Source organism: Pseudomonas sp. OG7, from assembly GCF_014192825.1.
In the GTDB taxonomy this organism is placed as follows: domain Bacteria; phylum Pseudomonadota; class Gammaproteobacteria; order Pseudomonadales; family Pseudomonadaceae; genus Aquipseudomonas; species Aquipseudomonas monteilii.
Genome location: NZ_JACHYK010000010.1, coordinates 71957 through 92981, shown reverse-complemented (window position 1 = coordinate 92981; position 21025 = coordinate 71957). Strand labels below are relative to the sequence as shown.

The 21025-nt window shown below is 62.3% G+C and carries 21 protein-coding genes; all 21 read left to right on the top strand.

All coding sequences use genetic code 11. The features are described from left to right. Window positions 1–86 precede the first annotated feature (86 nt). The 21 genes from FHW75_RS22955 to eco all read left to right on the top strand — a co-directional run bounded on the left by FHW75_RS22955 (window position 87) and on the right by eco (window position 21002). Window positions 87–680 carry a hypothetical protein gene (locus tag FHW75_RS22955; RefSeq protein ID WP_183674685.1) on the top strand — a complete coding sequence of 198 codons (594 nt, stop codon included), beginning with the start codon at window positions 87–89 and terminating at the stop codon, window positions 678–680. A 369-nt stretch (window positions 681–1049) separates the two neighbouring features. Continuing rightward, window positions 1050–2348, top strand: coding sequence for an MFS transporter (locus FHW75_RS22950; protein ID WP_016715588.1), 1299 nt, complete (start codon window positions 1050–1052; stop codon window positions 2346–2348). A gap of 110 nt (window positions 2349–2458) precedes the next feature. Next, complete coding sequence (locus FHW75_RS22945; protein ID WP_019098697.1) at window positions 2459–2779, top strand: hypothetical protein; 321 nt, start codon at window positions 2459–2461, stop codon at window positions 2777–2779. Between the two features lie 229 nt (window positions 2780–3008). After that, on the top strand, window positions 3009–4436 hold the full coding sequence (locus FHW75_RS22940; RefSeq protein ID WP_183674682.1) for a DUF6538 domain-containing protein: 1428 nt from the start codon (window positions 3009–3011) through the stop codon (window positions 4434–4436). Window positions 4437–4718: 282 nt separating this feature from the next. Then, on the top strand, window positions 4719–5609 hold the full coding sequence (locus FHW75_RS22935; protein ID WP_260308837.1) for a helix-turn-helix domain-containing protein: 891 nt from the start codon (window positions 4719–4721) through the stop codon (window positions 5607–5609). Window positions 5610–5730: 121 nt separating this feature from the next. Further along, a complete protein-coding gene (locus FHW75_RS22930) occupies window positions 5731–5964 on the top strand; it encodes a hypothetical protein (protein WP_183674679.1) in 234 nt (77 codons plus the stop codon). A 217-nt stretch (window positions 5965–6181) separates the two neighbouring features. Next, window positions 6182–6607, top strand: a complete 426-nt coding sequence (locus FHW75_RS22925) for a hypothetical protein (protein ID WP_183674676.1) — start codon at window positions 6182–6184, stop codon at window positions 6605–6607. A 148-nt stretch (window positions 6608–6755) separates the two neighbouring features. Beyond that, the gene (locus FHW75_RS22920) at window positions 6756–7013 is read left to right on the top strand and encodes a hypothetical protein (RefSeq protein ID WP_085664151.1); all 258 of its coding nucleotides are present in this window, start codon (window positions 6756–6758) and stop codon (window positions 7011–7013) included. A 27-nt stretch (window positions 7014–7040) separates the two neighbouring features. Further along, the gene (locus tag FHW75_RS22915) at window positions 7041–7988 is read left to right on the top strand and encodes a hypothetical protein (protein WP_183674673.1); all 948 of its coding nucleotides are present in this window, start codon (window positions 7041–7043) and stop codon (window positions 7986–7988) included. Window positions 7989–8242: 254 nt separating this feature from the next. Beyond that, complete coding sequence (locus FHW75_RS26885) at window positions 8243–8602, top strand: hypothetical protein (RefSeq protein ID WP_311650650.1); 360 nt, start codon at window positions 8243–8245, stop codon at window positions 8600–8602. 31 nt (window positions 8603–8633) lie between these two features. After that, a complete protein-coding gene (locus FHW75_RS22905; protein ID WP_183674667.1) occupies window positions 8634–8888 on the top strand; it encodes a hypothetical protein in 255 nt (84 codons plus the stop codon). 962 nt (window positions 8889–9850) lie between these two features. Next, window positions 9851–10435, top strand: coding sequence for a recombinase family protein (locus FHW75_RS22895; protein WP_183674661.1), 585 nt, complete (start codon window positions 9851–9853; stop codon window positions 10433–10435). A 792-nt stretch (window positions 10436–11227) separates the two neighbouring features. Further along, on the top strand, window positions 11228–12289 hold the full coding sequence (locus FHW75_RS22890) for a 3-deoxy-7-phosphoheptulonate synthase (RefSeq protein ID WP_183674658.1): 1062 nt from the start codon (window positions 11228–11230) through the stop codon (window positions 12287–12289). Window positions 12290–12368: 79 nt separating this feature from the next. Next, window positions 12369–12650, top strand: coding sequence for a peptidylprolyl isomerase (locus FHW75_RS22885; protein WP_016715592.1), 282 nt, complete (start codon window positions 12369–12371; stop codon window positions 12648–12650). Between the two features lie 139 nt (window positions 12651–12789). Further along, window positions 12790–14589, top strand: coding sequence for an extracellular solute-binding protein (locus FHW75_RS22880; RefSeq protein WP_183674792.1), 1800 nt, complete (start codon window positions 12790–12792; stop codon window positions 14587–14589). Continuing rightward, window positions 14586–15644, top strand: a complete 1059-nt coding sequence (locus tag FHW75_RS22875; protein WP_183674655.1) for a microcin C ABC transporter permease YejB — start codon at window positions 14586–14588, stop codon at window positions 15642–15644. The genes FHW75_RS22880 and FHW75_RS22875 overlap by 4 nt, the downstream gene beginning before the upstream one ends. Then, on the top strand, window positions 15644–16660 hold the full coding sequence (locus tag FHW75_RS22870; protein ID WP_016715595.1) for an ABC transporter permease: 1017 nt from the start codon (window positions 15644–15646) through the stop codon (window positions 16658–16660). The genes FHW75_RS22875 and FHW75_RS22870 overlap by 1 nt, the downstream gene beginning before the upstream one ends. 41 nt (window positions 16661–16701) lie before the next feature. Further along, complete coding sequence (locus FHW75_RS22865) at window positions 16702–18084, top strand: sigma-54-dependent Fis family transcriptional regulator (protein WP_027615532.1); 1383 nt, start codon at window positions 16702–16704, stop codon at window positions 18082–18084. Window positions 18085–18294: 210 nt separating this feature from the next. Beyond that, the gene (locus FHW75_RS22860) at window positions 18295–19686 is read left to right on the top strand and encodes a GntP family permease (RefSeq protein WP_183674652.1); all 1392 of its coding nucleotides are present in this window, start codon (window positions 18295–18297) and stop codon (window positions 19684–19686) included. Between the two features lie 10 nt (window positions 19687–19696). Beyond that, the gene (gene hbdH, locus FHW75_RS22855; protein WP_019098693.1) at window positions 19697–20467 is read left to right on the top strand and encodes a 3-hydroxybutyrate dehydrogenase; all 771 of its coding nucleotides are present in this window, start codon (window positions 19697–19699) and stop codon (window positions 20465–20467) included. Between the two features lie 55 nt (window positions 20468–20522). Then, window positions 20523–21002 (top strand): serine protease inhibitor ecotin, encoded by a 480-nt coding sequence (gene eco, locus FHW75_RS22850; RefSeq protein ID WP_159266235.1) that lies wholly within the window; start codon window positions 20523–20525, stop codon window positions 21000–21002. The last annotated feature ends 23 nt before the right edge of the window (window positions 21003–21025 follow it).

Sequence of the window (21025 nt, the reverse complement as noted above, 5' to 3'; positions counted from 1 at the left end):
CGTCTTGCCACGATTGCGCCGCTCTAACCCGTGGGTTCTAATCTGCAGCCATCGGTTTTATCTTCGCCATTCAAGGACGTTTCACCATGTACAGGAAGATCATGCCGCTGGCGCTGCTGGCAACCCTGGCAGGTTGCTCCGACAGCAACGACACCTCCGAGGCCAGTTTCAAGAAAGCCGCCCAGGCCTACCTCGACACCCAGTATCCGCACTGCTTCGTCATCAGCTCATTCCCCACCAAGACACAGGACTTCGACCTGCACGGCACCAACAAGGCGCTGCATGCCTTGGCCAAGGTGGGCGTGGTCAGTGAGAAGGAAATCTCGCGCACCGAGGTGCCTGCCCGGCTGTGGCAACCGGCACGTACGGACATTTACTATGCCTATGCGCTTACCGACGAAGGCCGCAAGTATTACAAGGCGGACCACGGCCTTTGCTTTGGCAAGGCGCAGGTAACAGCGATCGAACAGTTCAGCGCGCCAAGCGAAGCCACGGGACAAAAGACATCGAATGTGACCTATGCCTACACAATTACCGAGCTACCGGCATGGGCCGGTGATGAACAGGTCAAAGCCAGCATTGCCGAACTGGGCAAGGCTGTGGCCAGTCATGCGACGCCGCTCAAAGATACCCGGGCCATGGTGCTGACCCATCAAGGATGGCAACTGCGGGACAGATAGTGGATTACCGGGTTTGCCCTGCAGCACTGGCTTGTCTGCCAAAGACACATTCATGTCGCCCACAGACTGCGGCGTCTCGTCGCACGCCAATGCCCCTTGGGCAAAACCGCGCAAGCCCGTAGAATCGCGCCTCCTTTTCGCCCGTCGCCTTGAACGGTGGCAACCGGCAGCAATGACAGAGTCCGTGCCTGAACACATGAACGCACATGTGAAATAGGCTCAACCCTCCCCGCACGGCCCATTTCCCAAAGGGCCCAGCGGTTGAGTCTTGCCCAGGTCGCATCCGTGTAGCCACTCGCCCCTTGCCGGGTCGGGCCGGCGTGCGCGTCCGAGAAGGCGCTCATTCCGCTCATCCAACTAGAGGTACGTATGTCTCCGCGTTTGCTGGCCATGGCGCTGGCGCCCCTGCTCGGGTTGTTCATCATTGCCCTGGGCAACGGCTTCATGTCTTCCCTGACCACCCTGCGCCTGGGCGCTGCCGGTGAATCAGCCACCACCATCGGCATTGTCTCGTCGACCTACTTCATCGGCCTGACCCTGGGTGCAATCTTCAACGACCGGCTGATCTTGCGCATCGGCCACATCCGCGCCTACACCAGCTTCGCTTCGCTGATCGCCGCGACCATCCTGCTGCAAGGGTTGTTCTACGACGTCACCTGGTGGTCTGTGCTGCGCCTGATCAACGGCTGGGCAGCGGTCGGCGTGTTCCTGGTGATCGAAAGCTGGCTGCTGCTGGCCGGCGACGCCAAGATTCGCGGGCGCCTGCTCGCGCTGTACATGATCGCCTTCTACGGCGCCGGGGTAATCGCCCAGGCCGGCCTTGGCGAAATCACCCAACTGGGTGACACCGCCCCCTTCATGCTGGCTGGCGTACTGGCTGCGCTGTCGGTGCTGCCTATCGTGATCTTGCCGCGGGTATCGCCCCTGCTGGACCAGGTCGAACCGCTCAAACCCCGCCAGCTGCTGGGTGTAGCACCGTCGGGCCTGGTGGGCTGCTTCGGTTCGGGTGTGGCCATTGCCGGGATCTATTCCCTGCTGCCGCTGTACCTGCAACGCATCGGCCTGGAGGTGGGCGAGGTCGGTAACATGATGGCTTGGGTGATCCTCGGCGCCATGCTGCTGCAATACCCGGTCGGGCGCTGGTCCGACCGCAAGGACCGCCAGGATGTGCTGATCGCCCTGGCTGCGCTGTGTGTGGTGCTGTCGCTGGTCACGGTGTTCCTGCCGTCGGACTCGTTCCTGCTGCCAGCCATGCTGTTCCTGCTGGGTGGTGGCGTGTTCACCCTGTACCCGGTGGCGGTCAGCCATGCCGCCGACCGGGCGCCGTCCGATGCGCTGGTACCGATGATTCAGGGCCTGCTGCTGATCAACTCGCTGGGCTCTGCCATGGCGCCGGTCGCCATGTCGCCGATGATGACCGAGTTTGGCGAAGCCGGCCTGTTCTGGGCCTTTGCCGTGGTCAACCTGGGCATGGTGTGCTTCTTCATGTGGCGCCGTGGCAAACGCCCGGCGGCGGAGCACCCGGCACCGTTTACGGCTTCGACCACCTTCTCGCCAACCGGCGCCGAGCTGCGCGTGACCGAAGACCTGATGCACGCCGCGCAGGAGCATCCGCCGCTGGAGCCGGTAGAAAACCCGGCACCAGCACAGCGCTCGGAATCTCATTGATCCCAGGGGCCGCAGTGCGGCCCCTGAAGTTACCGCTCGTCGCCCAAAGCGCACCCCGCTCCCCGCACTTGGCCAAACGAATGACAGATCATCCGCAAAGGAGACTTCCCATGATCCGCATTCGTCCGCTTTCCCTGTACCTCGCGCTGGCCCTGACCAGCCTCACCGGCACCGCCTTCGCTGCCACCAACACCGACACACACACCAACACCGACAGTCGCCCACAGACCGATCAGTCTGGCGGCAAGACGGCTGGTGAGGGCAGCAGCGTCAACAGCCCCGGCAGTGGTAAAAGCAACGACAGCAGCGACGCCGGCAACAACACCGATGCCGCCGACGGCGCCAGCGGCGGCTCCAACAGCACCGGCGAGGCTACCGGCTCCGGTGCGGGGCACACCGGAGGCACTGCAGAGGACCAAGACAGCCACTAGGTCGGGCGTTACGGTCATTGAACCAGCCAGTACAAAAACAAATGATCAACCCTATAGCATTTATCCATTGAAGCCGCGTGACACACTGATCTAGCGGCCCAGCCTCCGGGGCCCTATATTCAGGGCCTTACAGCGTGTTCCCTTGTGACACACGCGCCCCTGCTCATGCACGTTTCCCTGCCCTGTGCAGCGTACTCGTGCCTGTGCCACGTGCCCCGGAGCTACAAGCATGTCCTACCTATCCCGCCGCGACGGCAGGTACAGCTACCGCAGAAGATTCCCCAGCGAAGTAGCGAGCCTGATTGGCCGATCTGAGTACCGTAAAGCCTTGGGCACTGCCGACCGCACCGAGGCATCGAAGCTGGCACGGGTGCTGTCCGTCGAGTTCGACCGTATCTGCGAAGAGGCACTGGCATCGAGCGCATCCCGAGAAACCGAGGGCGTCCCCACCCCTGCACCGGGCCAGCCCACCGCCACCGATGTACTGGCCAGCCTGGACTCTGTAGTGCGGACTGTGACGCTAGACCTCGTGGAAAGGATGCAGAGGCCGGGTTGGCAGGCCCACGCTGAGACGCAGCAGATAGCTCTGAGAGCGCATGTACAAGGCAGAATGCCTCCGGGCGTCCAGATGCACCCTATGGTAGCGAAAGCCGCTCTAAACGCAGTGGAGCGCGTGCTAGCGGGCGACCCGATGCCCGTCCGAGTCGAGCGCGTTCCCACTCCAACCCCGGTAGCGGACACCACATCGCAGGACGGCAGTCATACTGCTGAGGCCTTTGAAGAAGTCCTAACAGAATACTGCACCGGAGTTGGCCCTGGTCGCGCCAGCAAAGTGCGAGGGCTCGCCGTACGTGTGCTCGCGTGGCCCAGCACCTCCGATGCCCAGCTAGAGCGGATTATGCAGCACTGCGCGGAGAAGCTAGCCGCAGGTGGCCGCGCATCGTCGGTGCATGTCGATGCCGCAGCGCTGGTAACGGTGCTGAAACGCCTGCCCGGTTGGAGTGGGCTGGCCTTGCCCAAGACTGGCTCCGTAGCCAAAGCTGTACGTGCAGGCGCTGGGATGAGCAAAGACCAGCGCGACCCAATCCCACTTGAACAGATGCTAGAAATCCACAAGGCCATCAAAGAGCAGGTGCCAGCGCATTACCCTGCTGCGATCCTCCTTGCCCGGTACGGCCTGCGCCCTGGCGAGCTACTACAGGAAGGGCCTGCCGCGTTGTGCGAGCGCGTGGATATCCTGGGTAAGCGGGAGCTTGTGTTTAAAGCGGCACTGAGCGGCGGTAAGAACGCTGCATCCCGGCGCGACCTGCCAGTACACCCCGACGACGCGCCGTTGTTCAAGGCAGTGCTGGCAGGCCTCGACCTTGCAGCGGACTGCTCGCGCACTGTCCGGAATAGGCGTGTACGGCTTCGTGTACACCAGCTATCCCGTGTGTTTCGTCGATTTCTGGGCGACACCCCTGCCCTCACTTTGTACAGCCAGCGGCATTCATGCGCGGACCTGCTGCGAGCGGTTGGCGCCACCACTGAGGAAGTGGGCGGCATCCTTGGGCACGCCCCTGCCGGATCGAAGGCCACGAGTATCTACGGCGGGAGCCAACCGCTGGACCGCCCGCGTGAACTGCTGGCGAAGGTTCGGGAATTCTTGCCGGGGTAACTCAGCGCCGAAACAGCACCCTTTGAGCCATTGATCTAGAGCCTTCGCAATAGTTCCGCCCTTAGTGAATAGGTGAATCTGCAATAGAAAGACACTTATGTGAAAGGAGAGACGCCAGTGCTGTGCCTGCTCAGGCAAGCACCCGCAATGACCTTTCTCTGGGAACCCGTGCCGGTGAGTAATAGAAGGACACTTGGCGCAGGAGGGGGAGAGGCTAACGGCACAGGATGCGGAGCTTCCCGCTAATAGCCTATTGGAGGGCGACGAACAAGGAGACGACCAATGACAGATTTATCAGACGCCTTGGATGTACTGGAGCCAATGTTTGATGGCGAACCGATATTTGAAGATCGGACCCACTCAATAAACGTGGACGACTTGCCAGAGCAGTTCGCCCAGCCGGGCAGTGCAGTGTGGTCCGGGGCGATGCAGATGCGAGCGATCAAGATAGCCCAAGATGCGTTCCCCAGCATGAACGGCAATGTACCTACGGCCACCCTCAAAAGCGCCCAGGCTCACTTCGAGAAACACGGCACCCTTGACGGCTGGAGCCCCAAACGCCATGCGGTCGGTTCTGATCTTGCCCGTATCGACCGAGAAGCTGCCGCCAAACGTAAGGCCGTGTTCCAAGCAGCTGGATTCAAACCCCGTTATGCCACAGTCCCCGAGGTGCGCCACGTTATGAAGACAGCCCACGACGCCTGTATGTTGGACGGGACAAGACCAAGTGCAGCAGCCATGCTGCGTGACGCTGGTGTCCCGGCCAGAGAAGCGACCCGCCTTGCCAGCAAGAGTAATCGGAACATTGCCCCGGAATGGAGAGCACAGGAGCAGCACCCAGCCCGCGCAGCAATGCGCGAGCAAGGCGTGCTGACCCGTCGCAAAGAAAATGCCGCTACAGGTGGCACCCTTGCCGGAACCGTCGCCGCTTTATACAGCCTCGCAGACCACACAAAAGACCGGCAGCGGTTGAGTGCGGTGGAAGATGAGGTGGCTAAACTCAAGGCCCAGGTGGCCGCGCTGGAAACTCGTCAGACGGTTACTGAGACTGGAGAGCACTGGCACGACATCGCCCTGCGCATGAGTGCCGATGGGGATGGCCCAACTGCCATTGCCAATGCCACCGGCCAGAAGCTGAACACTGTTAAACAGTTCATCAAGCGAAGCCGCTGACGGGGTACAGAAAGGGGTACATGTACCCCCTGAATCGAATAAAAAACCTAAGGGTAAAACATACTGGGTGAATCAGCCTGCTACTGTAATTCTGAACAACGCCAGCCTACCCGGAGCCAGCATGACCACCATCACCCTGCCAGACGGCACCTTCATCATCGACGACTCCGAGCTGAATCCGGACTTCGAAGCCCGGCGCATGGCGCACGAAGGCAGCACCGCAGTCGAGATAGCCGAAGCCTTGGAGGTGCCGCTGGAGGATGTGCAGCGGTGGCTGGAAGTCCCGTATGAATCGCCCGAGGCGTACTGGCTGCGCCGATACCACGCTGGCACCCACCTCGACGACGAAGAATAACCCGCCGACAGCATCGGCTGATTTCCCTGCCATAGGCTGGTTGGTCCCCGCCTATGGCCGCTGGCGACAGCGCCTCTCCTTCGCTGGGCGCCAGCACCTACTCCGCGATTAGCCGTCCGGCTGATCACCTCAACCCGAACCCAGTACAGCGACAGCCCACCTTCCGGTGTCCGGCTGCGCTCGCCCGTGCCTGCGGTTCAACCTCAAGGAGGACTGCATGAACTTTCTGACCATCCACCGAGCATCCAATCTCGTGCATCGCGTAATCGCATGCAGCTGCACGCCCAGCGATACCGGCAACGTTCGATTTATCCCAGCGAGCGCCAAGGCGCTGGGCGCGTATTACAACTGGCGCGAGAAGAACCCCGGCCTGTGCCCAGACCTGGGCGAGATAGCTGCCCGTAGTGCGGCTGTGCTCGACTTCATCACCGGCACCCGTAAACCCCAGTCGAAGCCTCGCACCGATAACTTGAACCACCGGTATCGAGAGCCAGCCCCAGCCCAGCCCGTTGACCGTGCTGCGGCAATCGCAGCCTTCATCACCGAGCATCCCGGCGCAGGTGTTCACGACCTGCACGAGCAGTTCCAATGCGGTACTACCGCTGCCAGGGCGTACCTCGACCGGCACGCACAGCGCCTGTAATGGCCTCTCCAAGCGCATGAAAGTGGTGATTGAGGCATATGTACCAGTCACCAATTTCGCACCTCTGTAGCCCGCGTATTCCGTGGGCCGAAACCTCGATTTCGGCGTAGTCCGAGACCCATCCAGAATCAGAACAGGAGGCCCAACCATGGCCAAGAAAACCAGCTTTACCTATCAGGACCGCCAGCGCCTGGAGTTCCTGACCTCGCATCTGCGCAGCGGCGCACGCCCATCCGTGAAGGCACGGTACGAACAAGAGATTGCGCAACTGCTTGAAGGCAAAGAGCTGACCCGTGGCGACATTGCGCTGGCTGCCTACTACTTCAGGAACTCCGGCATCGATGCTGACGCGCAGGCGACAGGTCAAGAGTTCGCTGACCTGTACCGCGCCACACCCGCCGAGTAATCCCGAACCGCTTAAAGGAGAACGACCATGACTGATTTCACCCCATCCGCTGCACACCTCGCCGTACTGGCGAACCTGTCCGATGCTGACTTGCTGGCACCACTGGCCCTTGATGAGTCGGGCCTGGATGAAACTCCAGCGCTACCGATCACCGCCCCCCTGGCTCCGACAGTTGTTCTGCCCGATCTGGACACGCTGCTGGCGCAGGCCGACAGCATCGCCGGGATTGATAGCACTGCCGCCCTGCCTGCTCGCCAGTACCGTGTGGGCGGTGTGCCTGCCGACGAGTCTGTATCCGGTCTGCTGCGCAGCAACGGCGGGCGATTGAGCAGAGCCTTGTATGACGCCGTGGGCGAACACATCAAGACCGCCGATGACCTGCGCTATTCCCTGCGGGTGTTTGCCGCCCATGCCGTAGATAGCTTGATCGGCAACCGCTTCCGCAACCTGATGACACAAGAGCGCCTTGCAGCTGAGGAAGCACACACCGAATGGCAGGGCAACGTGCTGACCGCTGTACAGGGTGAAGTGGCAGCGATCCAGGCTGCGGGCCAACTGACCGGCGAGGAGTTCAAGTTCTTGCTGGAACTGGTGGACTCGAACCGCTGCGGAATGGCGCAGAACCTCGCCGGGGATAAGGTGGATGTGTCCGCGCTGGCCAAAGGCCGTGGCACCGATTGGCGTGCCTTGGCTGATGCTTGGGCCGGTGCCTGCCGCACCCGTGGCGCTGTGACATTCGAGGCCGGGAAGAACGCAGCGGGCTGGTGCAGCTACAGCTTGGACGTGCAGCCTGATGAAGGCTGGGTGCTGAGCGTGTACGTCGATCAGCAATGGTTGCCGATCCAGGCATCCGAGAAGGGCAAGGCCCGCGCAATCGCTGCCCGTGCCCACGTAATGCTCACCCGGTCGGAGGCAGCGAAGCCAGCCCCGTACACCGGCGTGGTATTCGCTGATGAGCTTCGGAGTGCACTGTGAGAACCGAAAAGCCCGCGCTTCGGCGTGGGCAGCACCCAACTCAAGCTGACCTTGATCGGATGCGGCTCGGATATCCCGGCTACCAAGGGCGGCTGGACAGCATGCGGCGCCTGAAACCTGCTCGATATGAGGCGGTGCTGGCTGGCGCTAGGACCTTCACAGATGCCGATTGGCGGTGCGCGGAGTGCGGTGGCAGCGAGCGGTACACCCGGAACCTTGCGTGCCGCGGCTGCGCTGTGCAGCGGCCTGAGCGTGTGTTCAAGCCTGTGCCTGGCGTGGGCACCGTGTACATCCCCACCGATGAAGCGGCATCGGAGAACTGGCAGCAACGACATTTGCGAGCTCAGCGTCTGCAAGACCAAGCCCTCACCTTGTCACGCCTGGGAAGCATCGCCGTGGGCCGGTACACCCTGGTCGGCGGTCGCGTGCTCGGGGCTGGCAGCGTGGTGCTCGACACCGAGCCGTTGATGCTGGCGGTTGATGCACTGCTGTCCGGTGATCCAGCCCAAGCCCGTGAGGTTATGGCCCCGCTGCTCCAGCAAGACCGAGACCTCGCCGTGTGTGTCCGGGCAGTGGCCCAAGCCGTATCGAATCTGAAACCGAACAAACATTGATGCTTGCCCTCTGGGCGGGCCTGGAGGAATTATGAAAGCGAAGATCACTAAGCCCGTCCTGGCAGCAATGCAGGAGGCGTTCTACCTCGACCTCGACTCACCTAGCGGTCTGCGCTGGAAGCGGTGGAATGGAGCGCGCGGTACGTTCAGTCGAGACGCAGGCGAAGTAGCTGGCAGCAAGACCAACGCAGGGGTGTACGTGATTGGCTTTAATGGCGAGAAATACCTTGCTGCTGAAGCGATGGCGGCACTACACCGAGCAGCCCACCGTGAGGCGCGGTCATGAGCCGGGCACGCGGCGCAGCCGCTAGACCGGTTGTGGATCGGAATGCGAAGCCTGCGATCAAGCCATGGCATGAGGAGTATGTGCTCAGTGACACCTCAGCGAGTGGCCTGCGGCACTTGGTGAATGGCGTCCCCAGCGTGCCAGCCGGAAGCCCGAACGAGCCGACTTGGCCGTATGACAGGAGCATGGCGCACCACTGCATTTGGCCGCGGAACTACAGCGTGTACGTGCAGGTTGACTGGGAAGGTACAGACCTCGGCGGGTTCACGAAGTGGGATATGGTCATGCAGTGTGTTCCCGCCTGGACGCTGCGCGAGATCCTGCAAGAGCATGCCGAGGAAGTGCGGCTGATCGAAGCGCTGGAGCGGCACCTGGGAATTCTCCCTGAATCGGAAGCGGCCTAGCGGCTGCTTCCCTTTTCTGCCTGCTGCGTAGCCCCACTGCCCTGGCCGCACCGCCTGCACTGGCAACCTAAAAATATTGTGCTCAGGCGAGGCGGTCTCTGTGACTGTCACCCGCGCATGCCCCCGTGCCCCTGCCCGCGTGCGGGTGCACAAGCGTGCGCCCGCGCCTGGATGAAGAACCACCCGTTCTGGTCTAGGTTTAATGATGGCGCCATGGTGGCGCTTAATGATCTAGGAGCAGGTATGGCAACGAGATATAGGGATGCAGTATCCGGCACATACATCACCGAGGAGCAGGCGAAGCGCAACCCTCGGGAATCGGTGAAGGAAACGGATAAGAAGAAACCTACAGGTGGTGGCAAAGGAGGTAAGGGTAAGGGTAAGAAGTAGGCTACCAATTGGGCGTGCCTGCCACGCCCAACATCAAGGAGTCATCAATCGTCCGTTAAATGACACCGCTGGTCGGGTAGCGTTACTGGTATCATAAAACATGCTTGACGAGTTTATGAGCCAATCCTGCAGTGACACCACGTTACATGACACCACTGAGGATTCGCCATGAGCCGCACCTTCCTGTACGCCCGAGTGAGTACCGCAGAGCAGACGACCGATAACCAAATCCTTGAGGTACGGTCCGCTGGCTTTGCAGTAGAGCCTCAGCGGGTAATCACTGAAACAGTATCGGGTAGTACACAGGCTGCCGACCGCCCTGGCTTCAAGAAGCTGCTGGAGCGCATGGAGAGTGGCGACGTACTCATAGTCACTAAGCTGGACCGCCTGGGGCGGAACGCCATGGACGTACGCCAGACCGTCGAGAGCCTCGCACAGGCTGGTATCCGGGTGCACTGCCTCGCCCTTGGGGGCGTAGACCTCACCAGCGCAGCAGGCAAGATGACCATGCAGGTGCTGGGTGCCGTAGCTGAGTTTGAGCGCGATCTGCTCATAGAGCGCACCGCCGCAGGCCTGGAACGTGCCAAGGCTCAAGGCAAGAAGCTGGGGCGCCCCGCCGCTACCGGTACGACCGCACAAGTTCAGGCAGCAAAGGCCGAAGGCTTGAGTCAATCGGCAGCAGCAGCCTCGCTAGGTATCAGCCTCGCTACTGTGAAGCGGCATTGGAATGCGGTAGCGGGCTCACCTGTCTGATGCCATGACGTAAACGACCGTGCACGCCCCGCCCGACACCCGCACCACTGTGCACCGGGCGAGGCAATGCGGACGTGCTAGCGCAGAGCGAACACCCTTGGATTTGTTGGGGACTGAGCAAGCCCTGTGCACCGGGGCTGAGCAATACGAGTTGGAGGCCTGAAGGCGTTCTGGATGTACCACACGTCGGATGCGCACGGTGTGGGCAAATGCCTCATATACGGCTGAAACCCTTGATTTACGGGGCTTGCAGCGACTCTGAGTCAAAAGATTTAATTCATCCATTGAATGGCCCGGCCGAACTGAAGTAAGCTCGGGCTCATTCACTGGAGAGCAACATGCCGAAACACACCCGCAACCACGCCAACCACACCGGTCGCACCCTGCGCCCTGTGCTGGCCGTTGCCGGCTGCGTGGCACCTGCCAGCTATTACTTTGGGTATTGGTTTAGCCACTAGGCGCCGATACCCACACGGCGCCCACCTTCGAGGGGCCGCCGAACATGAGAATACTCAAACCCCCGGTCGGCTCCCCGACCGGGGGTTTTGCTTTTCAGGCCTTTGAACAACACCGATTCACATTGAGGACAGATTCATGAACTACGCCACTTATTACTACGCAAACACCTATGCCTGGCGATTTAGCCAATCCCGTTCGGGCCAGCCTGCCGCCTCCGTCCGGTCTTCCACAGGTGGCAATGCAACAGCCAATACGAATTCAACGATCTGTCGAACACCTCGATAGGGCCGACCTCGCGGGCCAGAACCCGCCGTCCGCCCAGGGAAAAACGCCATGCAAGCTTCCAGCCTCGCCCTGCCCCTGACCCAGCCGCAAGCGGCCAACACCACCGTCAGCAAGCGCCTGCCCAGCCCGCACCTGCTCAAGCAGCAAATGCCGCTGTCCAGCGAACTCACCCAGCAAGTCCATGCCCACCGTCAGGCCATCCGCGACATCCTCGAAGGCCGCGATTCGCGCCTGTTGGTGATTGTCGGCCCCTGCTCGATCCACGACCCTCGTTCAGCCCTGGAGTACGCCGACCGCCTGGCAGCTCTCAGCCGTGAAGTCAGCGACAAGCTGCTGCTGGTGATGCGCGCCTACGTCGAAAAACCCCGTACTACCGTGGGCTGGAAAGGCCTCGCCTACGACCCGCACCTCGATGGCAGTGACGACATGCACTCGGGCATCGCGTTGTCCCGTGGGTTGATGCTGAGCATGATCGAACGCGGCCTGCCGATCGCCACCGAGCTGCTGCAACCGATGGCCGCCGGCTACTTCGACGACCTGCTGGCCTGGGCCGCGATTGGCGCACGCACCACCGAATCGCAGATTCACCGGGAAATGGTCAGCGGCCTGGAGCTGCCAGTCGGCTTCAAGAACGGCACCGACGGCGGCATCGCCATCGCCAGCGACGCCATGCGCAGCGCCGCCCACCCACACCGCCACTTCGGTATGGATGCGCAGGGCCACCCGGCGATCATCGAAACCCTGGGCAACCCGGACACTCACCTGGTACTGCGCGGTGGCCACAAAGGCCCCAACTACGATGCCAACAGCATCGCCATGGTCCGCCAGGCACTGGCCAAGGTTGGCGTGCAGGCGCGAATCATGGTCGATTGCAGCCACGCCAACAGCGGCAAGGACCCGGCTCGCCAGCCAGCGGTGTTCAACGATGTGCTGGCGCAACGCCTGGCCGGCGACCGCTCGCTCGTTGGCGTGATGATCGAGGGGCATTTGTTCGATGGCTGTCAGGCGCTGGGCAAGGGTGTACTGAAGTACGGCGTGTCGATCACCGACGGCTGCCTGGGCTGGACCTCGACCGAAACCCTGTTGCGCGAAGCGGCACAAAAACTGTAAGACGAAGGATGCAAGCCTGGCGAGACATACCCCAAGCAAGTGCGCTAGGCTTGCCTTTTTACCCCAAGGAGCAGTACCCATGGCCCGTGCAACCGCCCGCCACATCCTGGTCAGCAGCATCGATAAATGCAACGAACTCAAAGCCCAGATCGAAGCAGGCGCCGACTTCGCTGAAATCGCCAAAGCCAACTCCACCTGCCCGTCCAGCCGTCAGGGCGGTGACCTGGGCTCGTTCGGCCCAGGCCAGATGGTCAAGGAATTCGACACCGTGGTGTTCAGCGCTCCGGTCAACACCGTGCAAGGCCCGGTGAAAACCCAGTTTGGCTACCACCTGCTGGAAGTGACCAGCCGCCAGGACTAAGTCCTCGCAGCCGATGAAAGTCCGTGTGGGAGCGGGCGTGCCCGCGAATAGGCCAGACCAGACAACCTCGTTGCCTGAGCCGACGCATTCGCGGGCACGCCCGCTCCCACAGGGTTTGTGGGGCCTGCTCTTGCTTTGTCTGGCTTTCAATGCCCAAGCCGCCCCCACCCACGCACTCACCGTCTACGGTGAAGCTCCCCGCTACAACGCCAGCTTCCAGCACTTCGACTACGTCAACCCTAACGCCCCCAAGGGCGGCATCCTGCGCCGCTCGGCCATCGAGATCGGCCAGTTCGACCATATCCTGCCGTACATCGACAAAGGCATTGGCGTCAGCGAAGTCGATGGCCTGTTGTATGCGCCACTGGCCGTGCGCTCGTTCGATGAACCCTATACCGTCTATGGCCTGATCGCCCACAGCATGGAGCGCGGCCCCGACGATGCCTGGCTACGTTTCAATATCGACCCGCGTGCCACCTTCGCCGATGGCAAACCGGTGCGTGCCGAAGACGTACGTTTCACCTTCGAGCTGCTGATGAACAAGGGCAGCCTCAAGTACCGCACCCAGTTCGCCGACGTCACTGGTGTGACCGTGGAAAACCCGCACAGCGTACGCTTCGACTTCAAGCCCGGGCACGGCCGCACCCTGGCCCTTGACCTCGCCAGCCTGCCGGTAATGCCCGAACACGACTGGCAGCAACGCGACTTCGTCAACGGTGCCGGTTTTGACAAGCCAGTCGGCAGCGGCCCGTACCGCATCGGGCGCATCGACAACGGCCGCAGCATCACCTTCGAACGCGACCCCACCTGGTGGGCGCGCGACCTGCCCGCCAGCCGTGGCCGCTACAATTTCGACAAGCTGCGCATCGAGTACTTCGGCGATACCGAGGTGGCCCGGCAGGTGCTCAAAGGCGGGGGGTACGACTACAACCGTGAGTTCTCCGCCACCGCTTACACCCTGGGCTACAACGGTGCGCAACTGGAGGATGGTCGCCTGCAACGCGCCCACCTTGGCCCGGCCAAACCGCAAGTGGCCCAAGGCTTCGTGTTCAACCTCGACCAGCCACAGTTCAAGGACCGCCGGGTGCGCCAGGCGCTGGGCATGTTGTGGGACTACGAGTGGAGCAACCGGCAGATGATGCGCAATATGTACATCCGCCAACAAAGCGTGTTCTCCAACACCCCGCTGGCGGCCCGCAAGTTGCCGGATGCCGGCGAACTGAAGCTGCTGGAGCCGTTGCGCGGCCACGTACCAGGCGAAGTTTTTACCACGGTGTTCAGCGCCCCGGTCACCGACGGGTCCGGGATCATCCGCAAACAACAGTTGCAGGCCCTGGCCCTGCTTGAACAAGCCGGTTGGCACCCCGAAGGCGACCGCCTGGTGAACAGCGACGGCACACCGCTGGCCTTCACCTTCCTCAACGGCCAGGCGGGCATGGAGCGCCTGCTGCTGCCGTGGAAGCGCAACCTGGCCCAGATCGGCGTCACCCTGAACATCCGCAATGTCGACGCTGCCCAGTACGTCAACCGGCTGATGGCGCGCGACTACGACATGATCGTCACCGGCTACCCGGTTACCCTGTCGCCGGGTGCCGAGTTGTACAACTACTTTGGCTCGGCAGCCGCCCACGACCCTGGCTCGAGCAACCTGATGGTGCTGCAAGACCCGGCCGTGGACCGCCTGATCGACGGCCTGGTGCGGGCCGACACCCAGGCCGACATGCTGCAGCACGCCCGCGCCCTGGACCGGGTGCTGCAATGGAACTACTACTGGATTCCCAACTACTACCCGCCAGGTAGCTCCACCGCCTGGTGGAACCGCTTTGGCCTGCCCAAGGTCCAGGCGGCCTATGACGAAGGCCTGGACACCTGGTGGGAGATCAGCCCCACTCCGCTGACCAACGCGCAAATGGCCGAACGCCAGAAGGCCTTGCGATGACCACCTACATCTTGCGCCGTCTGTTGTTGATCATCCCGACCCTGCTGGCGATCCTGCTGGTCAACTTCGCCATCGTCCAGGCTGCGCCGGGTGGCCCGGTAGAACAGGCCGTGGCGCGTCTGCAAGGCCTTGGCGGCGGTGCACCCGGCGCGCGGGCCGAAGTGGTGCACGGTGAGTCCCGCGCCACACGAGGCCTGGACCCGAAACTGATCGAGGAGATCAAGCGCCAGTACGGTTTCGACAAATCCGCCCCCGAGCGCTTGTGGCTCATGCTGGGCCAGTATGCCCGGCTGGACTTCGGCAACAGTTTCTTCCGCGGTGCCAAGGTCACGGACCTGATCCTGGACAAGTTGCCGGTCACCCTGTCGCTGGGTTTCTGGGCCACGCTGATCACCTACCTGGTGTCGATCCCGCTGGGCATACGCAAGGCGGTGCGCCACGGCAGCCGGTTCGATGCCTGGAGCAGCGCGCTGATCGTGGTCGGCTATGCCCTGCCCTCGTTCCTGTTCGCCTTGCTGCTGATCGTGCTGTTCGCCGGAGGGACCTCGCTCAACTGGTTCCCGGTGCGTGGCCTGGTTTCGGACAACTTTGACGAACTCAGCCTGCTGGGCAAGGTTGCCGACTACTTCTGGCACCTGGTGCTGCCAGTCGGCGCCTTGGTGATTGGCGGTTTCGCGACCCTCACGTTGCTGACCAAGAACGCCTTCCTCGACGAGATTTCCCGCCAATACGTCGTCACCGCCCGGGCCAAAGGCCTGAGTGAACGCCGGGTGCTGTATGGCCATGTATTGCGCAATGCCATGCTGCTGGTGGTAGCGGGCTTGCCGCAGGCACTGATAACGGTGTTTTTCGCCGGTTCCTTGCTGATCGAAGTGATCTTTTCGCTCGATGGCCTGGGCCGCATGAGCTATGACGCAGCAGTGTCGCGGGATTACCCGGTCGTGTTCGGCACACTGTTCCTCTTCACCCTGGCGGGCCTATTGATCCGCCTGATCGGGGACCTGTCGTACACGTTGCTCGACCCTCGCATCGACTTCGATACGAGGGCGCACTGATGCTTTCCCCCGTCTCGCGCCGTCGCCTGCAACGCTTTCGCCGCAACCGCCTGGGCTGGGTCTCGCTGTGGCTGTTTGCCGGCCTGTTGCTGTTGAGCATGGGCGCAGAGCTGGTGGCCAACGATAAACCCCTGCTGCTGGGCTACAAGGGCGAGCTCTACATGCCGGCACTCAAACGCTACACCGAGCAGCAGTTTGGTGGCCAATTGCCGTTCCAGCCCGATTACCGCAGTGCGTATGTGCGCCAACTGATCGCGGAACAAGGCGGCTGGATGCTGTTCGCGCCCATCCCGTTCAGCGCTGACACCCCCAACTACGACCTGCAAGTACCCACCCCCAGCCCGCCAAGTGCAAGCAACTGGTTGGGTACCGACGATCAAGGGCGCGATGTGCTGGCGCGGGTACTGTACGGCACGCGGGTATCGCTGCTGTTCGCTTTTGCCCTGACCGTCGTTAGCGTGCTCATTGGCGTGATAGCCGGCGCGTTGCAGGGCTACCACGGCGGTTGGGTCGACCTGCTCGGCCAGCGCCTGCTGGAAGTGTGGTCAGGCTTGCCGGTGCTGTACCTGCTGATCATCCTCAGCGGCTTTGTCGAACCGGATTTCTGGTGGTTGCTGGGGATCATGGCGCTGTTCTCCTGGCTGACGTTGGTCGATGTGGTACGCGCCGAGTTTCTGCGTGGGCGCAACCTGGAGTATGTAAAGGCAGCCCGGGCGTTGGGCCTGCCGGACAGCCAGGTGATGCTGCGACATATTTTGCCCAACGCCATGAATGCCACGCTGACCTACGTGCCATTCATGCTGACCGGGGCGATCACGACCCTGACCGCACTGGATTTCCTCGGGTTTGGCATGCCGGCCGGGAGTGCTTCGCTGGGTGAGTTGGTGACCCAGGGCAAGCAACACCTGGAGGCGCCATGGCTGGGCTTTACCGCGTTTTTCGCGCTGGCGGTGATCTTGTCGTTGCTGGTGTTTATCGGGGACGCCTTGCGCGAAGCATTCGACCCCAGAGGTTAGGTTTTACAGGCCCGGCCTTCACATGATTCGGAATTTGCCCCATGCACGACAGCGACAGCCTCAAGAACTACCCCCAGGTACGGCAACTGGCAATTCACTCGCTGTTCGAGATTATCGAGCAGTCCAGCGAAGGCACGGTCATCGTTGACCGCAATGCACGTATCGTCTGGATGAACGAACGCTACGCCCGGCGCTTTGGCCTGGCCGATGCCGCCAGTGCCATCGGCCAGCCGTGCGAAGCGGTGATCCCGGGCAGCCTGATGCGCGAGGTGGTGAGCAATGGCCGGCCAATCCTGCTGGACATGCTCGACACCCCGAACGAGCCCTTGGTGGTGATGCGCCTGCCGATCCACGACGACCAGGGCGCTCTGATCGGTGCCATCGGCTTTGCCCTGTTCGACGAACTGCGCAGCCTGTCGCCACTGCTTAAACGCTACGCCAGCATGCAGCAGGAACTGGCCTCGACCCGCTCGCAACTGCGCGCCCGCCAAGCCAAGTACAGCTTCGCCCAGTTCGTGGGCAGCAGCGCTGCCAGCCTGGAAGCCAAGCGCCGCGCCCGGCGCGGTGCGGGCAGCGATTCGCCGGTGTTGTTGCTGGGCGAAACCGGTACGGGCAAAGAGCTACTGGCCCATGCCATCCACGCGGCTTCGGCGCGGGCGCACAAAGCCTTCGTCAGCATCAACAGTGCAGCGATCCCTGAAACGCTGCTGGAAGCCGAATTTTTCGGCACCGCGCCGGGTGCGTTTACCGGCGCCGACCGCAAGGGCCGCAGTGGCAAGCTGCAGTTGGCCGAAGGCGGCACGCTGTTCCTCGACGAGATCGGCGACATGCCGCTAGCCCTGCAGAGCAAGCTGCTGCGCGTGCTGCAGGAAAAGGAATACGAGCCGGTTGGCTCGAACCAGATGCTGCGCAGCGACGTGCGCATCATTGCCGCCACCTCCATCGACCTGCAGGCGGCCATGGCCCGTGGGGCGTTTCGCGCCGACCTGTATTACCGGCTGAATGTGCTGCCGATCGACGTGCCGCCGCTGCGGGAGCGACTGGAGGATTTGCCAGCGCTGTGCGAGACCATACTGGGTGAACTGGGCAGCCAGTACGAGCTGGAGGCCGAAGCGCAACAACTGCTGGCGCGGCATGCATGGCCGGGGAACATTCGCGAGCTGCGCAATGTGCTGGAGCGCGCGACATTGCTGGCGGATCAGCCACGGTTGGGGGGGGCGGACTTGCGTGCGGCATTGGGGCCGTTGAGCCCGGTAGCGGGCGGGCCGGTGCGACAGACATACCGGGAGGCCTGCGAGGCATTCGAGCGCAAGCTGATTGGCGAGGCACTCGCAGAATGCGAGGGCAATGTACCGCAGGCTGCTAAGGCGTTGGGGCTAGGACGGTCGACCCTGTACAAGAAGATGGTTGCACTCAGTCTCTGATTAGAGACTCTAGTTTCTATATTGAGACTATGGCAAGGGCTTTGCCCTTGTGCCTCGAAGTGACGCAAAGCGAAAAAAAATCTCGAATTAGAGACAAATATTTTAGAAAAAACAAAAAACATCTATAAATCAATGACTTAAATGTTGGCACGATTCCCGCTATCTCCTGCACACCGATAAAAACAAGACTCACCCAGGAGACCCACCCCGATGACCGTGCTCATCGCCCTCGCCGCTCTGGCCCTGCTGATGCTGGCTGCCTATCGCGGTTACAGCGTAATTCTCTTTGCCCCCATCGCCGCCCTCGGCGCCGTCCTGCTCACCGACCCCTCTGCCGTGGCCCCCGCGTTCACCGGGGTGTTCATGGAGAAAATGGTGGGCTTCATCAAACTCTATTTCCCGGTGTTCCTGCTGGGCGCAGTATTTGGCAAGCTGATCGAACTGTCCGGCTTTTCCCGATCGATCGTCGCCGCCGCCATCCGCCTGCTTGGCACCCGTCAGGCGATGCTGGTAATCGTGCTGGTCTGTGCCCTGCTCACCTATGGCGGTGTCTCGCTGTTCGTGGTGGTGTTCGCGGTGTACCCGTTCGCCGCCGAAATGTTCCGCCAGAGCAACATCCCCAAGCGCCTGATCCCCGCCACCATCGCCTTGGGCGCGTTCTCGTTCACCATGGACGCCCTGCCGGGCACCCCGCAAATCCAGAACATCATCCCCAGCACCTTCTTCAACACCACCGCCTGGGCGGCGCCATGGCTGGGCCTGATCGGCACGTTGTTCGTGTTCTTTACCGGCATGGCCTACTTGCAACGCCAACGCAACAAAGCCCAGCGTGCGGGTGAAGGCTATGGCACCGACCTGCGCAATGAGCCGGAAACCGCTGCCGACCTGGCCCTGCCTAACCCCTGGCTGGCCTTGGCGCCACTGCTGCTGGTGGGGGTGATGAACCTGCTGTTCACCCACTGGATCCCGCAGTGGTACGGCCCCAGCCACAGCCTGCAACTGCCCGGCATGAACGCGCCAGTGCAAAGCGACGTGGCCAAGCTCACGGCCATCTGGGCAGTGCAGGCGGCATTGCTGGTGGGCATCCTCATGGTGCTGGTGTGTGCCTTTGGCGCCATCCGCGCGCGCCTTGCCGAAGGCACCAAAAGCGCAGTGGGTGGTGCCTTGCTGGCGGCCATGAATACCGCTTCTGAATATGGCTTTGGTGCAGTGATCGCCTCGCTGCCAGGCTTTCTGGTGCTGGCCGATGCCCTGCGTGGCATCCCCAACCCGCTGGTCAACGAAGCCATCACCGTGACCTTGCTCGCCGGCATCACAGGCTCCGCTTCGGGCGGCATGAGCATCGCCCTGGCGGCCATGGGCGACACGTTCATCGCCGCCGCCCATGCCGCCAACATCCCGCTCGAAGTACTGCACCGGGTGGCCGCCATGGCCAGCGGTGGCATGGACACCCTGCCACACAACGGCGCGGTGATCACCTTGCTGGCGGTGACCGGCCTGACCCACCGCGAGGCTTACAAGGACATTTTCGGTATTACCCTGATCAAGACCCTGGCGGTGTTCGTGGTCATCGCCACGTTCTACGCCACTGGCATCGTCTAAGGAGCTATGCATGACCCTCAAAGGCAAGACTGCACTCGTCACCGGTTCCACCAGCGGCATCGGCCTGGGCATCGCCCAGGTGCTGGCCCGCGCGGGCGCCGATATCGTGCTCAACGGCTTTGGCGACCCGGCACCGGCGCTGGCCGAGATCAGCCGGCACGGGGTGAAGGCCGTTCACCACCCGGCCGACCTGTCGGACGTGGCCCAGATCGAAGCGTTGTTCGCCTTGGCCGAACGCGAATTCGGTGGTGTCGACATTCTGGTCAACAATGCCGGCATCCAGCATGTAGCGCCGGTGGAGCAGTTCCCGCAGGAAAGCTGGGACAAGATCATCGCCCTCAACCTGTCGGCCGTGTTCCATGGCACGCGGCTGGCGCTGCCGGGCATGCGCGCGCGCAACTGGGGGCGCATCATCAACATCGCTTCGGTACATGGCTTGGTCGGTTCGACTGGCAAGGCAGCCTATGTGGCGGCCAAACATGGTGTGGTCGGCCTGACCAAGGTGGTCGGGCTGGAAACGGCCACCAGCAATGTCACCTGCAATGCCATCTGCCCAGGCTGGGTGCTGACCCCGCTGGTGCAGAAGCAGATCGACGACCGTGCTGCCAACGGTGGCGATCCGCTGCAGGCACAGCATGATCTGCTGGCCGAGAAACAACCATCGCTGGCGTTCGTCACCCCCGAACACCTGGGTGAGCTGGTACTATTCTTGTGCAGCGAGGCCGCAAGCCAGGTTCGCGGCGCCGCCTGGAACGTCGATGGTGGCTGGTTGGCCCAGTGACGGGCAGCCTGGGCCTGGCGGTGGTCTCGCATTCGATTATTTGCAAGGAGGCCTTATGCGCCCTACCCCGATGACCGCGATTCTGGCCCTGACCCTGGCTGCCGCAGCCCCTGTGATGGCTGCCAGCCTGAAGGACGTCGCCCCCTACCCCGAGGCAGAAAAAGGCTTCACCCGGCAGGTGATCCACCTGCCGGCACAGGCCGATGAGTCGGCCTATAAACTGGAAATCCTCGCCGGCATGACGCTGCAGGTGGACTGCAATCGCCAACGCCTGGGCGGCAACCTGGAAGAACGCACCCTGGAAGGCTGGGGCTACAACTACTACCGCCTGGACAAGGTCAGCGGCCCGGCCAGCACGCTGATGGCCTGCCCGGATGGCAAAAAGACCGAGGCCTTCGTGCCGGTGGTCGGTGACGGCTTCCTGCTGCGCTACAACAGCAAATTGCCAGTGGTGGTGTATGTGCCCAAGGATGTCGAAGTCCGCTACCGCGTGTGGTCGGCATCGCAGGACGTGCAAAAGGCTAAAGTAGAGTAAGCACGGCCTTGCTCGGCATCTGA

Coding starts and splice junctions, on each gene's coding strand:
- FHW75_RS22955 (WP_183674685.1), top strand. CDS start 87: ATGTACAGGAAGATCATGCCGCTGGCGCTGCTGGCAACCCTGGCAGGT.
- FHW75_RS22950 (WP_016715588.1), top strand. CDS start 1,050: ATGTCTCCGCGTTTGCTGGCCATGGCGCTGGCGCCCCTGCTCGGGTTG.
- FHW75_RS22945 (WP_019098697.1), top strand. CDS start 2,459: ATGATCCGCATTCGTCCGCTTTCCCTGTACCTCGCGCTGGCCCTGACC.
- FHW75_RS22940 (WP_183674682.1), top strand. CDS start 3,009: ATGTCCTACCTATCCCGCCGCGACGGCAGGTACAGCTACCGCAGAAGA.
- FHW75_RS22935 (WP_260308837.1), top strand. CDS start 4,719: ATGACAGATTTATCAGACGCCTTGGATGTACTGGAGCCAATGTTTGAT.
- FHW75_RS22930 (WP_183674679.1), top strand. CDS start 5,731: ATGACCACCATCACCCTGCCAGACGGCACCTTCATCATCGACGACTCC.
- FHW75_RS22925 (WP_183674676.1), top strand. CDS start 6,182: ATGAACTTTCTGACCATCCACCGAGCATCCAATCTCGTGCATCGCGTA.
- FHW75_RS22920 (WP_085664151.1), top strand. CDS start 6,756: ATGGCCAAGAAAACCAGCTTTACCTATCAGGACCGCCAGCGCCTGGAG.
- FHW75_RS22915 (WP_183674673.1), top strand. CDS start 7,041: ATGACTGATTTCACCCCATCCGCTGCACACCTCGCCGTACTGGCGAAC.
- FHW75_RS22905 (WP_183674667.1), top strand. CDS start 8,634: ATGAAAGCGAAGATCACTAAGCCCGTCCTGGCAGCAATGCAGGAGGCG.
- FHW75_RS22895 (WP_183674661.1), top strand. CDS start 9,851: ATGAGCCGCACCTTCCTGTACGCCCGAGTGAGTACCGCAGAGCAGACG.
- FHW75_RS22890 (WP_183674658.1), top strand. CDS start 11,228: ATGCAAGCTTCCAGCCTCGCCCTGCCCCTGACCCAGCCGCAAGCGGCC.
- FHW75_RS22885 (WP_016715592.1), top strand. CDS start 12,369: ATGGCCCGTGCAACCGCCCGCCACATCCTGGTCAGCAGCATCGATAAA.
- FHW75_RS22875 (WP_183674655.1), top strand. CDS start 14,586: ATGACCACCTACATCTTGCGCCGTCTGTTGTTGATCATCCCGACCCTG.
- FHW75_RS22870 (WP_016715595.1), top strand. CDS start 15,644: ATGCTTTCCCCCGTCTCGCGCCGTCGCCTGCAACGCTTTCGCCGCAAC.
- FHW75_RS22865 (WP_027615532.1), top strand. CDS start 16,702: ATGCACGACAGCGACAGCCTCAAGAACTACCCCCAGGTACGGCAACTG.
- FHW75_RS22860 (WP_183674652.1), top strand. CDS start 18,295: ATGACCGTGCTCATCGCCCTCGCCGCTCTGGCCCTGCTGATGCTGGCT.
- hbdH (WP_019098693.1), top strand. CDS start 19,697: ATGACCCTCAAAGGCAAGACTGCACTCGTCACCGGTTCCACCAGCGGC.
- eco (WP_159266235.1), top strand. CDS start 20,523: ATGCGCCCTACCCCGATGACCGCGATTCTGGCCCTGACCCTGGCTGCC.